Source organism: Actinoallomurus acaciae, assembly GCF_042429965.1.
Classification (GTDB): domain Bacteria; phylum Actinomycetota; class Actinomycetes; order Streptosporangiales; family Streptosporangiaceae; genus Actinoallomurus; species Actinoallomurus acaciae.
Map to the genome: position 1 here is coordinate 1 of NZ_JBHLZP010000210.1, position 13,303 is coordinate 13,303.

The 13,303-nt window shown below is 70.3% G+C and carries 13 protein-coding genes; 7 read left to right on the top strand and 6 right to left on the bottom strand.

The genetic code is table 11. From position 1 onward, the window contains the following. A partial coding sequence (locus ACFFNX_RS25590) for an FtsX-like permease family protein (RefSeq protein ID WP_378207295.1) occupies positions 1–784 on the top strand: 784 nt, incomplete at its 5' end. Positions 785–841: 57 nt separating this feature from the next. On the opposite strand, the gene ACFFNX_RS25595 is transcribed toward ACFFNX_RS25590, so the two are convergent. Then, positions 842–1,213, bottom strand: coding sequence for a hypothetical protein (locus ACFFNX_RS25595; RefSeq protein ID WP_378207298.1), 372 nt, complete (start codon positions 1,211–1,213; stop codon positions 842–844). Positions 1,214–1,320: 107 nt separating this feature from the next. Here ACFFNX_RS25595 and purF point away from each other — a divergent pair, with 107 nt between their 5' ends. From purF to ACFFNX_RS25610, 3 genes are all read left to right on the top strand, one after another. After that, entirely contained in the window at positions 1,321–2,757 is a 1,437-nt protein-coding gene (gene purF, locus ACFFNX_RS25600; RefSeq protein WP_378207301.1) for an amidophosphoribosyltransferase, read from the top strand. A gap of 46 nt (positions 2,758–2,803) precedes the next feature. Beyond that, complete coding sequence (purM, locus tag ACFFNX_RS25605) at positions 2,804–3,838, top strand: phosphoribosylformylglycinamidine cyclo-ligase (protein ID WP_378207304.1); 1,035 nt, start codon at positions 2,804–2,806, stop codon at positions 3,836–3,838. 84 nt (positions 3,839–3,922) lie between these two features. Then, positions 3,923–4,576, top strand: coding sequence for a SanA/YdcF family protein (locus tag ACFFNX_RS25610; RefSeq protein ID WP_378207307.1), 654 nt, complete (start codon positions 3,923–3,925; stop codon positions 4,574–4,576). 533 nt (positions 4,577–5,109) lie between these two features. Here the strand turns inward: ACFFNX_RS25610 and ACFFNX_RS25615 are convergent. The 3 genes from ACFFNX_RS25615 to ACFFNX_RS25625 form a co-directional block, all read right to left on the bottom strand. After that, positions 5,110–6,576: a SulP family inorganic anion transporter gene (locus tag ACFFNX_RS25615; protein WP_378207310.1), complete on the bottom strand. Its 1,467-nt coding sequence runs from the start codon at positions 6,574–6,576 to the stop codon at positions 5,110–5,112. A gap of 142 nt (positions 6,577–6,718) precedes the next feature. After that, entirely contained in the window at positions 6,719–7,312 is a 594-nt protein-coding gene (locus ACFFNX_RS25620; RefSeq protein ID WP_378207313.1) for a carbonic anhydrase, read from the bottom strand. Between the two features lie 164 nt (positions 7,313–7,476). Further along, positions 7,477–7,845, bottom strand: a complete 369-nt coding sequence (locus tag ACFFNX_RS25625) for a hypothetical protein (protein ID WP_378207316.1) — start codon at positions 7,843–7,845, stop codon at positions 7,477–7,479. Between the two features lie 322 nt (positions 7,846–8,167). On the opposite strand from ACFFNX_RS25625, the gene ACFFNX_RS25630 reads away from it, so the two are divergent. Next, on the top strand, positions 8,168–8,740 hold the full coding sequence (locus tag ACFFNX_RS25630; RefSeq protein WP_378207319.1) for a hypothetical protein: 573 nt from the start codon (positions 8,168–8,170) through the stop codon (positions 8,738–8,740). Positions 8,741–8,852: 112 nt separating this feature from the next. Here ACFFNX_RS25630 and ACFFNX_RS25635 read toward each other — a convergent pair whose 3' ends face one another. Together ACFFNX_RS25635 and ACFFNX_RS25640 are read right to left on the bottom strand one after the other, a co-directional pair. Further along, positions 8,853–9,083: a DUF3073 domain-containing protein gene (locus ACFFNX_RS25635; protein ID WP_378207322.1), complete on the bottom strand. Its 231-nt coding sequence runs from the start codon at positions 9,081–9,083 to the stop codon at positions 8,853–8,855. A 235-nt stretch (positions 9,084–9,318) separates the two neighbouring features. Then, positions 9,319–10,386: a Glu/Leu/Phe/Val dehydrogenase dimerization domain-containing protein gene (locus ACFFNX_RS25640; RefSeq protein WP_378207325.1), complete on the bottom strand. Its 1,068-nt coding sequence runs from the start codon at positions 10,384–10,386 to the stop codon at positions 9,319–9,321. A 342-nt stretch (positions 10,387–10,728) separates the two neighbouring features. Here ACFFNX_RS25640 and ACFFNX_RS25645 point away from each other — a divergent pair, with 342 nt between their 5' ends. Continuing rightward, positions 10,729–11,595: a DUF8083 family protein gene (locus ACFFNX_RS25645; protein WP_378207328.1), complete on the top strand. Its 867-nt coding sequence runs from the start codon at positions 10,729–10,731 to the stop codon at positions 11,593–11,595. A gap of 240 nt (positions 11,596–11,835) precedes the next feature. Then, complete coding sequence (gene bldC / locus ACFFNX_RS25650) at positions 11,836–12,039, top strand: developmental transcriptional regulator BldC (protein WP_141956617.1); 204 nt, start codon at positions 11,836–11,838, stop codon at positions 12,037–12,039. Positions 12,040–13,303: the final 1,264 nt, after the last annotated feature.

Sequence of the window (13,303 nt, forward strand, 5' to 3'; positions counted from 1 at the left end):
GGTGGAGAGCGGCGCCACCGGCCGCGCACGGCTCGTCTGGGCGGCCGTTCTGCTGGCGGTCGGCGCGAGTCTGGCGGTGACGACGCTCTTCATGGCCAACGGGCCGCTGCTGTCGAGCACCGCGGGCCCGGGCGGAGTGGCCGTCGCGGTCGGTCTCGCCCTGCTCGCACCACGGCTCGTGACCGTGTACGGGGCGCTGTTCCCGGCCCGGCTCGGCGCGACCGTCCGGCTGGCGGTCCGCAACCTGCGGGCGCGGGCACGGCACACCGCGGCCGTGGTCGCTCCGCTCGTGCTCCTGGTCGGCATCGCCGCCGGCACCCTCTCCATGCAGCGCGCGGAGGACTCGGTGCCCCACGGGGCGGACGACGCGGGCGCGAAGCTCGCCTCGGTCAACTACCTGGTGGTCGCGATGATCACCGCCTTCGCGGCGATCGTCGTGGTCACCACGCTCGTCGCCGCCACGCGCAGGCGCACCCGCGAGTTCGGGCTGCTGCGACTGGCCGCGATCACCGATCGGCAGACGCTGAAGCTGGTCACCGTCGAGGCCTCGTTGACCACCGGCCTGGCGGTGCTGCTCGGCGGCGTCGCCGCCACGGCGACCACGGTGCCCTACAGCCTGGTCCGGACCGGATCACCGCTCGCCGCGGGCTCCGTCTGGATGTTCCTCGCCGTGGTGGGCGGGGCCCTCCTGCTCTCCTTGGGCGCCGCCGTCCCGACCGCCGCGCGCGCCCTGCGCACCCGGCCGATCGACGCCGTCGCCGGCGGTTCGCGCGGCGCCGCGTGAGAGAACGCGCGACCGGCGGCCCTCACGGGCCGCCGGGCAACGGTGCGCGCGAGAGGCTCAGTGGGCGCCGGGCACCGGGGTCTCGGTGGCCCGGAAGAAGGGCACGCGGTGTTCCAGGCAGTGGTCGCGGTCGGCCTTGGTCGGGTAGCGCGACCGGTCGCTGCACGGCGCGATGCGGCTGAAGAACCAGACGCCCGCGACGATCGCGATCAGCAGGGCCAGCGCCGACAGCACCATCCCCGTCACGGCCATCCCGCGGCCGTTGTCGCGCACCAGGGCGATGATTCCGACGATGATGCCCGCGACTGCCACGGCCACCCCAAGACCGCACAGCAGCAACGTGACGAGCGCGGCGATCCCGAGGACGAGCGCCGCGACGCCGAGCCCCCTGCGTTGCCGCGGCGGGTACCCCACCGGTCGATAGGCCATGGACAGCTCCCCTCCGGCTCTCCATGGTGGAGGATCCGGGGCTCACGGGGGCTGCGGCGCGCCGGTCCGTGAACAGGGAGACGAGCTCACCATCTAGACTGGTCAGCGTGTCGAACGGAGACGGACGACTGACCCACGACCTTGACCCCCTCGATCACAGCCCCCAGGACGCCTGCGGTGTCTTCGGCGTCTGGGCGCCCGGAGAGGAGGTCAGCAAACTTACCTACTTCGGGCTCTACGCCCTCCAGCACCGTGGCCAAGAGTCGGCCGGCATCGCCGTGAGCGACGGTGCGCGCATCGTCGTGTTCAAGGACATGGGCCTGGTCGCACAGGTCTTCGAGGAGCCGGTCCTCAACACGCTGCGCGGCCACATCGCGGTCGGCCACTGCCGCTACTCCACGACCGGATCCAGCGTCTGGGAGAACGCCCAGCCGACGTTCCGGTCCACCGACGACGGCAGCCTGGCCCTCGGTCACAACGGCAACCTCATCAACACCCCTGAGCTCGCCTCCCGCCTGCGTGACGGCGAACTCGGCGCCACCACCGACACCGAGGTGCTCACCGCGCTCCTCGGCGGCGGCTCGGGCGGCGTCGAACGCGCCGCGCTGGACGTCCTGCCGCTCGTCCGCGGCGCGTACTCCCTGGTCTTCATGGACGAGCGCACGCTGTACGCCGCACGCGACCCGCAGGGCATCCGCCCGCTGGTGCTCGGCCGGCTGGATCACGGCTGGGTGGTCGCCTCCGAGACCGCGGCGCTCGACATCGTCGGCGCCACGATGGTCCGCGAGGTCGAGCCCGGCGAGTTGCTCGTGATCAACGAGGCCGGGGTGCGCTCCACCCGGTTCGCCGAGCCCGAGCCCAAGGGCTGCCTGTTCGAGTACGTCTACGTCGCCCGGCCCGACACCTCGATCGCCGGTCGCAGTGTGCAGGCCACCCGGGTCGACGTCGGCCGCCGCCTGGCCCGCGAACACCCGGTCGAGGCCGACCTGGTCATCCCGACGCCCGAGTCCGGCACGCCCGCCGCGATCGGGTACGCCGAGGAGTCCGGCATCCCGTACGGCCAGGGCTTCGTGAAGAACTCCTACGTCGGCCGCACGTTCATCCAGCCGTCGCAGACGATCCGCCAACTCGGCATCCGCCTCAAGCTCAACCCGCTGCGCGAGGCGATCGCGGGCAAGCGGCTGATCGTCGTCGACGACTCGATCGTGCGCGGCAACACCCAGCGGGCCATCGTCCGGATGCTCCGCGAGGCCGGCGCCAAAGAGGTGCACGTCCGCATCTCCAGCCCGCCGGTGTCCTGGCCGTGCTTCTACGGCATCGACTTCGCCACACGCGCCGAGCTGATCGCGGGCAACCTCTCCGTCGAGGAGATCCGCGCCTCCCTCGGCGCCGACACCCTCGGTTACATCTCCCTCGACGAGCTGATCGCCGCGACCGAGCAGCCGCGCGACCGCCTCTGCCGGGCCTGCTTCGACGGCATCTACCCGATCGACGTCGCCGAAGACGCCCGCGGCAAGCACCTGCTCGAAGAGGCCGGCAAGTGAGCGAGCGACCCGGCAGCTCTGCCCTCGTGCCGACGAAGAAGGTCTCGTGAGCGACACGTCCTCCTACGAGGCCGCCGGCGTCGACATCGCCGCCGGCGACCGCGCCGTCGACCTGATGAAGGCGCACCTGGCCAAGGCGCGCCGGGCCGAGGTCGTCCACGACGCCAGCGGCTTCGCCGGCCTGTTCGACGCCTCCGCGCTCAAGAAGTACGACCGGCCGCTGCTCGCCACCTCCACCGACGGCGTCGGCACCAAGGTCGATCTGGCCCGCCGGCTCGGCGTGTACGACACGATCGGGCACGACCTGGTCGGCATGGTCGTGGACGATCTCGTCGTCTGCGGTGCCGAGCCGCTGTTCATGACCGACTACATCGCCTGCGGCAAGGTGGTGCCCGAGCGCGTCGCCGCGATCGTCGCCGGTGTCGCCGAGGGCTGCGCCCTGGCCGGCTGCGCGCTGGTCGGCGGCGAGACCGCCGAGCACCCGGGGCTGCTCGAACCCGACGAGTTCGACCTCGCGGGCGCGGGCACCGGTGTCGTGGAGGCCGGCCGCGTGCTCGGCCCCGAGCGGGTCGTCCCCGGCGACGTCGTCCTCGGCCTCGCCTCCTCGGGCATCCACTCCAACGGCTACTCCCTCGTGCGCCACATCCTGCGCACCTCGGACCTCACGCTGGAGACGGTCCCGCCCGAACTCGGCCGCGGCCTCGGCGAGACGCTCCTCACACCGACCCGGATCTACGCCAAGGACTGCCTGGCACTCGCCGGATCGGCCGAGGTGCACGCGTACGCCCACATCACCGGCGGCGGCCTCGCGGCGAACCTCGCCCGCTCCCTGCCGTCCACCTGCGACGCCGTCCTCGATCGCTCGTCGTGGACCCCACCGCCGATCTTCGCGGTGCTGGAGTCGTACGGGCGGGTGCCGCGCGAGGAGATGGACAAGACCTTCAACCAGGGGGTCGGCATGGCGGCGATCGTCGCCGCCCCGGCCGCCGACGCCGCGCTGCGGCTGCTGGCCGAGCGCGGGCTGCCGGCCTGGGTCCTCGGCGAGGTCGTCCCGGGGTCCGGCACCGTGAACATCGTCTGACCACGATCTCGCGCCGCACGTCACCTGGGAACTCTCGCCGCTCCGGCAGCGTCGTTCACGGTTGTGAGGCGGTTCACGCGTGGCGTGTGGCGATGCAGGGCGCCGCTGGCGGTGCTGTGCGCGCTCGGCGTCTACGTCCTCCTGCTGCCGCTCGGCTGGATGTACGTCGGCTCGGCGCGTTACCGGATGAGTGCGGCCCGGGCACCGGCGACGGCCGTCGGCATCGTGTTCGGCGCGGGCGCCCCCGAGGGCCGGCCCTCGCCGATGCTGGTCGGGCGCCTCGAACTCGGCGCCGCCCTGTACCGCAGCGGCAAGGTGCAGGTGCTGCTCGTCACCGGCGACAACAGCCGCTCGCACTACAACGAGCCGCTGGTGATGCGCGACTACCTGATCGGCCGGAGCGTACCGCGCGGCCGCATCGTGCTCGACTACGCCGGTTTCGACACCTGGGACTCCTGCGTACGGGCAAAAAAGATCTTCGGCGTCGACCGGGCGATCCTGATCACGCAGCGGTTCCACCTGCCGCGGGCCGTCACCTTGTGCCGTTCGGTCGGCATCGACGCCGTGGGCGTCGGCGACGACAGCCGCCCGTACGCCCCGATCGCCACCGTCGTGTCGTACCTGCGGGAGCTGCCCGCCGGCCTCAAGGCCGCACTGTTCCTGGCGATCCGGCCGAACCCGCGCTTCCTCGGCCCGAAGGAGCCCGGCATCGAACAGGCTCTCCACACCCCGCGTTAGGCCGTGTTTCGAAGTGAGTGGAGCCATTCGTTGATGGCGGTGATGTGGATCGTGGCTTCGTGGCGGACGGCGGGCTTGTCGTACCTGGTCGCTACGGCGCGGCTAGTGCGCGAGGTGCAGGCCTTGCGGCCAGTACCCGGTCCGGCCTGATCCTGGGCCTCCAGCCGGGCGGGACACCCAGATCGCCTCCAAGACCGGGATGAACTGCGGGCTGTCCCCGCGTTGCCCGCCGGTCACCACGATCGACATCAGCTTTCGGCCCTGCTCACACCCCGCCACATCCACGCGGACCCGCAGACCACCAACGATCCCCTCCCACACACCGGCCCGCTGCCATCGGCGGAACACCCGCACATCGCCCGTGCTTAACGATCACGACATGCCGCAGCCCAGACAGACCCGACTTCGAAACACGCGCCGGCCGCGTTCGGGATCGGCGGCGGATGTCGCCGCCGATCCCGTGGAGTTGTCACTGCGGCGCGCTCAGGACCGGCGGGGCGGTGTTCTGCCCGGGGCCGGTGTGGGCCGCGTCGTCACACGTGCTCCGAGACCCGTACCGATGTGTCGTTCCGGCCCCCGTGCTGGGCGGCCCAGGAGAGCAGGGCCGTACGGCACGCGTGGTCCAGGTGGCGCAGTCCGGACAGGTCCAGCTCGACGGGACGCCCGTGCGGGATCGCCTCCAGGGTGTCCAGCACCCTCGGCAGACGCAGGAACGTCGCGTTGCCGGTGAGCCTGATCTCGATCGGCCCCTCGTCGTGCTCACGGACGTCGACGTGGATGTCGGAGACGTCCCACGCCGTCTTCGCGACGGCGAGCAGGATGCCGATCAGCACGCCCTCGAACAGGTTCGTGCACACGATCGCCAGCGTCGTGCCCATCAGCACGATCGCCTCGCCGCGCTCCGTACGCCAGAGTCGGCCGACCTCGCGCGGTGACAGGAGTTTCCAGCCGGCGTGCACGAGGACCGCGGCCAGTGCGGTGACCGGGATGACGCCGAGCGCCGCCGGAGCCGCCACGGTGAAGATCAGCAGCCATCCGCCGTGCAGCACGCGGGACAGTTTCGTACGGGCCCCCGCCTGAACGTTGGTCGCGCTGCGGACGATCACCGCGGTCATCGGCAGCGCGCCGAGCATCCCGCAGACCGTGTTCCCGGCGCCCTGCGCCATCAGCTCCTGGTCGTACCGGGTCCGTGCGCCGTCGTGCATCCGGTCGACCGCGGCGGCGCTGAACAGGCTCTCCGCCGAGGCGATCAACGCGAACGCGACGATCGTGCCGAGTACGCCGGCGTCGGCGAGCCGGTCGAGGTGATCCAGTGTGGGCGGCCGAAGCGCATCCAGCAGACCGTGTACCTGGATGCGCTGCACGGGCAGGTCGAGCAGCGCGGTCGCCAGCGTCGCGAGCGCGACCGCGGCCAGCGCCGCCGGGACCGTCCGCAGCCACGTCGGAACGAACCGCCAGCAGACCAGCACCAGGAGCGTGCCCACCCCGACGCCGCCGGCCGCGAGGGCCGAGGAGTCGCGCGCAGAGTCGGCGACCAGCGCGGGCAGCGCCGTGAGGTTGGCCAGCGCGGCGCCGGGCGACCGGCCGTCGAACAGCGTGTGCACCTGCCCGAACACCAGCGCGAGGCCGATGCCGGCGAGCATGCCCTGGACCACCGAGATGGAGATCGCGCGAAACCAGCGCCCGAGCCTGAGCGCGCCCATGGCGAACTGGAGCAGGCCGGTGGCGAGCACGATCAGCCCGAGGACGCGGAGCCCGTGCTCCTGTACGGCCTCGTACACGAGCACGGTCAGGCCGGCCGCCGGGCCGCTGACCTGGAGGCTGCTGCCGGGAAGCGCGCCGGCCACGAGGCCGCCGACGATGCCGGTGACCAGGCCGAGCTCCGGCGGGACGCCGGATGCCACGGCCACGCCGATGCACAGCGGCAGAGCGACCAGGAAGACGACCACGGAAGCCAGGACGTCGCGCCCCAGAATGTCACGTGCCGGGAAGAGTTCCATCTTTCACCTTTGGGTGTCGCGGATGGGACTTACGGCGGGAGGTGCCAGGCGGGGGTTCGGCGGAGCGTAAGTGCGCAGCCTGAGATGACCACGGCGCTTTGCCGCGGCCTGTGGTTCTTTTTCCGCTGTTAAAGCGATTCGACTACAGTGGCCGGAAATGCCCGTCCTGTGGGTCCAGCGTGCTGACCGTTCCGGTGCCCACGGCGTAGAACCATCCGTGCAGGCTCAGCCTGCCGCGCTCCAGCCGCTTGGCGACGCTGGGGTGGCCCTGCAGGCGATCGAGTTGGACCTGGACGTGCCGCTGCACCGCCGAGGTGAGCGCGTCGCCGTCGAGGAAGCTCGTCGCCTTGCGCGTCTCATCGTGCGGCTCGGTGTCGGCCAGCCACTGGTGTATGGCGGGCAGCGCGCTCGGTGCACCGGGATAGAGGATCGCGTTCACGGCCCCGCAATGGGAGTGGCCGCAGACGATGATGTGTTCGACCTCGAGCACCTCGATGGCGAACTCGATCGTCGCGGTCTCGCCGGACCCGCGGCCCTCGTTGTACTCGGGCACGATGTTGCCCGCCGTGCGCAGTTCGAAGAGGTCTCCGGGCGACCCCCCGGTGATCAGCGCGGGCACGACTCGTGAGTCGGAGCACGTGATGAACAACACGTCCGGGTGCTGACCGTCCGCGAGAGGACGGAGGTCGTGGGCGCGCTCGGCGAACTTGCGAGCATTGTCGATCAGCGACTGCATGGCGCAGCCTTTCTGTGCATCCGTAGGGCATGAACGAAAGATGCGGAGACAGGCGCGTCGTCGCGCCGCTCATGGACGAAGAGCCAGTCGTATAAGCGGACAATTCGCTGTATTTTACGTTGACCGGGGTGACGGTCAACGACCGGCCTGCCCCTACGGACCGCTCAGCAGCGGAAGATCTGGAGTGCCTCGGGCGTGCGGGCGCCGAGGTGGAGCGGTGGACCGCCCTCCACGATCGTGGGCGGCGCGGCGTCGGGCAGTACGAGGGGCGCGGCCCTCATCGGCACCGGCGCGGCGATCTGCGCGGACGGCGGAAGCGCGAGCAGCCGGGGTCGCCCAGGGGTGTCGCGATCGACGATCCGATGACCGAGGTCGATGTCATCGCGCACCTGAGCGTCACGCTTTTCGGCGAGGTCGCCCGCGGAAATCTTGCTCGGTGCGGTGGTCGGCGCCGTGTCGATCGACTCGAGGCCTCCGGTGAAGGCGAGCGCGACCAGCAGTATCGCCGCGACCCAGCCCAACCGTGCCCGCACCGCTCCCCCTGACTCACGTCCTTACAGTGCTCTACTCCGAGTAAGCCTAACCCGATACATCGAGCGAAGGGGAGAGGTAATTTCCGGCGACTGGGAGAATATATAGCGCTAATAAGGTGTATTTCATTGCATATTAGACGAGGATTCTTGGTGAAATCGCGCCACGGGTGCCCGACTGCGCGCACACTCCGGCCTGAGCGGCCCGTTGTCCCTCCCGCGGCCGACCCGGCCCCCTCGGACGGGTGAGGCGCACGGCCGTCACCGGCTGCGATCTTCGGATCCGAACCCCGGCACGGGTGGACCGAAGGAAGGCAGGGGACCGATGACCGCTGGCGCGATCCTGACGAGGCTGCACGGGCGGACGGCGGAGGACGTGCCCCGCTGGGCCGTGCTGGCCGCGTACGCCACCACGCTGACCACGCTGCCCTCATGCGTCTGGAGGGTCGCCGCCGTGAATCTCCACGCGCCGCTGCTCGAACGGACCACGACTCCGCCGAGAGGTCACGGTCCGGTGCTGTTCACCGGCCTGTGGTACGTCGTGGCGCTCAGCGTGGTCAGCGAGATTCTCGCGTACCTCACCGTCGGGCTGGTCAGCGAGTGGGGCGAGGTGGTGCCGCGTTGGATTCCCGGTCTGGGCGGGCGGCGGGTGCCGGTGCTCGCCGCGGTCGTGCCGGCGGGGCTCGGTGCGACGGTGCTCACACTGCTCTTCCCGTACGCGCTGATCATGTTGGGCCTGGGCCGGATGATCAACGGAACCCGGGGCACGGGTGTGATCGTCCACGGCTGGCAGGCGGTCGCGTTCACCATGACGTACGCGCCGCTGGCGGCCTGGGGGCCACTGCTCGGCATCGTCACCGTGCACTACCACCGTCGCCGGCGCGCTCAAAACGTCTGATCACGCGCGAAGCGTTCCCGCCGGGGCGGCGGGAACGCTTCGCGGTCATGCGATCTGTGACCCCTGAGATCGGCTCAGTGCGTGACTGGAACGATCTCAAATAACGGGACGGCTACTTCGCCGTACTCTTGCCGTCATTCTCGTCGTTGTCCTCGGCGTAGTCCGCATAGCGGTCTGCGAGGTCCTCGTACGACGAGTCATCGTCGTAGGGGTCATGGTCATCCTGCGAGTTCTGGTTGACGCCCAGCTCGCCGCGCAGACGGTCAAGGTCTGTCCCGCCGCTGTTGTACTTCAGCCGGCGAGCTACCTTCACCTGCTTGGCCTTGGCTCGGCCGCGCCCCATTGGCTCGACCCCCTCGATGGTCGGGGACCCGTCGTTGGCCCCACTTACGCTCGCTTACGCATCCACAGCCGGGCGCGACAAGACCCCACGCACCAGCTACGGCTACAACCGTACCCGTTTTGCGCCCGGCTCGGTACGTCGTCTGCGCGGTGGCGGCTTCAGCAGAGGATAGCCGACGATGTGGAGTGACACGTCCGGGATCTCCGTCACACCGGAGATCCCGGACGCGAACGGGTCAGGAGTTGACCAAGATGCCGCGCAGGCGGCCGATCTCGGACATCCGGCGCTCGGCCAGCCGGTCGGCGGCCACGGCCGGGGGTACGCCCTCGTCGGCGGCGATCTGGAAGATGCGGCGAGTGGTGTCGAAGATCCCGGTGGCCTTCTGCTTCGCCCGGTCGAAGTCGAAGCCCTCGATCTCGTCGGCGACCTGGATGACGCCGCCGGAGTTCACGACGTAGTCGGGGGCGTAGAGCACACCGCGGTCGGCGAGCTGCTTCTCGATGCCGGTGTGGGCGAGCTGGTTGTTGGCGCCGCCGCACACGATCTTCGCGCGCAGCCTCTCGACGGTCGCGTCGTCCAGGGCACCGCCGAGGGCGCAGGGGGCGTACACGTCGATCTCGGCGCCGGACAGCGCCGCGTGCCCGTCGACGACCTGGACCCCGGGATGCTCGGCGCGCACGCGGTCGATCGCGGATTCGACCACGTCCGTGACGATCACTTCGGCGCCGTCGGCGACGAGGTGCTCGACCAGGCGGCGGCCGACCTTGCCGACGCCCTCGACGCCGACACGGCGTCCGCGCAGCGACGGGTCGCCCCAGGCGTGCTCGGCCGCGGCACGCATCCCCTGGAACACCCCGAACGCGGTCAGGATGGACGAGTCGCCGGCGCCTCCGTGGGCGAGCGTACGGCCCGTGACGTACGAGCACTCCCGCGCGATCACATCCATGTCCTCGGAGAACGTGCCCACGTCACAGGCGGTGAAGTAGCGGCCGTGCAGCGACTGCACGAACCGGCCGTACGCGCGGAGAAGTCCCTCGGACTTGATCGCGGTGGGATCGCCGATGATGACCGCTTTGCCGCCGCCGAGGTCGAGATCGGCGAGAGCGTTCTTGTACGCCATGCCCTTGGACAGGTTCAGCACGTCGGCGAGCGCCTCGTCCTCGGATTCGTACGGGTAGAAGCGGGTTCCGCCGAGCGCGGGACCCAGCGCGGTCGAATAGATGGCGATGATCGCCTTGAGGCCGGTCGCCTCGTCATGGCAGAACACGACCTGTTCGTGGGGGACGCCGAAGACCTTCGTCACGTTGTGGCTCCTCTCTGAGCGCACACTGCCCGGTGCCGCGGTGGCGGCGTTGAGCGTTGTACCCGGTACCCGGCCGCGGTGCGGCGTGTCGTGGGTCGCACGACGGATGACCAGCGGCGGGAGCATGAGTCCGACACGATCAGCGTAGGCGTACCGCCCCCCGCTCCGCAGTGATCGGCGTCATCTGGAGACCCGGTCGCCCCACGGTTCGCAGGTGAGCCGGTGGAGGGGGAACGACGATCGCCTGAGGGGCTCGTCCCGTAGAGTGACCGGAGGTCTCAGGAGCGTCTCGGCGGGCGTGACGACGAGCGTTTCGCGGCGAGATCGTGTCACGATGCGGTCGTGCTGCCCTACGCCGCGTACCTCCGGGTATACGAACCGCTGAACGCCTTCGCCGAGCCGGAGAAGTCCATTTGGGCGGCGTATGCCGTATCGGAGAAGCGGCCGCGGCGTGTCGGGGCTCTGGACGTCGAGCACACCCATGCGCTGAGACGCGTGATCGCGGTGCCGCCGATCGTCGCTCCGGTCCGGGAGAGCCGTGACGCGTACGTGCGGCGTGCCGAGGACGTGACCTACATCTGCCCCTGGGAGACGCGGCTGCGCTCGTGGCTGGCCTTCGACCGGTTCCGCGAGGGCATGTCCGAGCAACTGGCCGAGATGTTCGTGCCGCAGCGGGTGGCGGAGCAGGCCGACGGCGCGTTCGACCGCTGGAAGCGGCAGTCCGGCACGCTCAGCCCGCACATCCTGTCGAGCACGTGGCAGGTCCCGCTTGCCTGGTTCGTCCCTTTTGTGGCGAAAGAGCGCTGGCTCGTACTCGGCGGCCACGACGACAACCCCGGCGGCGGCCCGACGACCGCGACGCCCGTGCGCACGCTGATCTACGTCACGCCGATGGCCCAGGCGCGCCGCCGTGTCGCCCGCGCGCTGGCCGCCGTACGGCGCCACGCCGGTGATCACCTCGACGTCGCCGAGGTCGAGTCGGTGGGGCGCTGGCTGGAGGAGTTCCACCCGCACTCGCTGGTCGAACTCGACTACGGAGGGCTCGTGCACCTCCTCGACGACGCCGCTCTGCGCGCCGATGAGTCCGTGGCCGAGGTGGCCGCGGCGATCACGGGTATGGAGACCGGGCAGGCCGAACTGGCGGTCGCGATGCACAAGCGTGTCGTCGCCCGCTGGCGCGTCGTACGAGCTCTTGAATCCGCGAACTGAGGACAATTACCTGAATCAGCGCGCGATGCGACGATACGTGTCGCTAGAATCACGCAGCGTGACTCAGCCACCAAAAATCGCAGAGTTGCTATCAGGGACTTGCCTGTTGCGCTGAGTGGTGGCATGGTTACGTCTTGTGATGTCAAAGTGGTTCATCCAGACCATAAGAGACATCAGTGGCACGCGCGAGGATCAAACGCTGGATCGCTGTCATCGGTCCACGGAGGAGAGGCCGCACAAATGTCAGCTCGTACGCCAGAGGCCGAGCCCCTGCTGACGCCGGCAGAGGTGGCGACGATGTTCCGCGTCGACCCCAAGACCGTCACCCGCTGGGCGAAGGCTGGGAAGTTGACGTCAATCCGGACGCTGGGAGGGCATCGGCGCTACCGCGAGGCCGAGGTCCGCGCTCTGCTGGGGGGGATCCCGCAGCAGCGGTCGGAGTAACCCGGAGACACCCCGATCCGGGCCGGCGAGCCAAGTGATCGCCGGTCGCCGTCGTCAAGGCGACGCATCCGGTCGGCCGCGTCTCTCCGCGGCCGGTCGCACCGCGTGAACCGCGATGTGGCGGAGCCACCGTCACGTGCGGACGGTCGGGGGCTTCCACGAGAAGTTCAATCGGTCCCGTCCCGAACGGGGCCGCGTAGGGGGGTTCTACGGACTCCGCGAGGGTCGTCTCCGGCCTGGAGGGGCCATCGTTCCCGAGAGGATCGACGGCCGCTTCGGACTGGAGACGACTCACGCTGAAGGTACGGTCGTCCCGCCCGACATCGGGCGAGACGACCGTACCGCCGCAAAGCCGCCTGGAACACCTGCTCCACGCAGACCAGGCGGCGGGACACGCCCAAAACCGCCGGGACGCGCCCAAAGGGCTGAGACACGCCCGATTGATCGAAGGATCCCAGCCGGAGTTGGTGGCCGGCCGCCCTTGTTCGCCGACAGGCGTACCTGGACGACCTGGCCCCTGGGGGTACCGGCTGGCCTTCGCAGGGGGAGATTGGGCGCGCCCGCGCGGTGTTTCACGGCCGGTGCCGGATGTCACAGCCGGCGACCTTGGCCGGAGAGTCGGCGCGCGATCGCCACGGGCCACGGCTCCGCGGTAACGCGCCGCTCCCGCGCGATGAGAGACGCCGTACGGCGTCCGCACGCGGTAGGAGACCCTTGACAGGGCGTAAGCGTGTTGTGGACGAGGCGGCCGGTCTCAGGGCCGCCTGGGTGGGATGTCAGTCGGTCGGAGTCGATCGGCGAGACGCTTGGGTTCAGCGTGGCCGTCTTAGACCCGTCTGGTCGGGATGCCCGCCAGCCGGGGCTGCGCGCGGGGAGCTTGGGACGGCGCGTCTGTCTCAGATCCAGGGCCGTGCGGGCGGAGTGCCGCAGACCGGATCGCCCAGATTCGTCGTCGGCGGATGCCGCCTCGTCATGCCTCCGAGTCTCGCCACGAGTCCGAGTCCGAGTCGAACAGGGCGGGAGTCCGAGCCGGGCAGGGCGGGAGTCCGAGTCGGACAGGGCGGGAGTCCAAGTCGGGCAGGGCGGGTCGTAGACCCCTCCCGCCCGGGGGCTCAGCCCATCTCTATTCTCCAAAGCCGCAGGTTGGTTGCGGAAGGTGCGCTGGGCAGGTTGTGGATAACCTCCCGTCGCTGCCCGCTGCCCGCTGCCCGCTGCCCGCTGCCCGCTGCCCGCTGCCCGCTGCCCGCTGCCCGCTGCCCGCTGC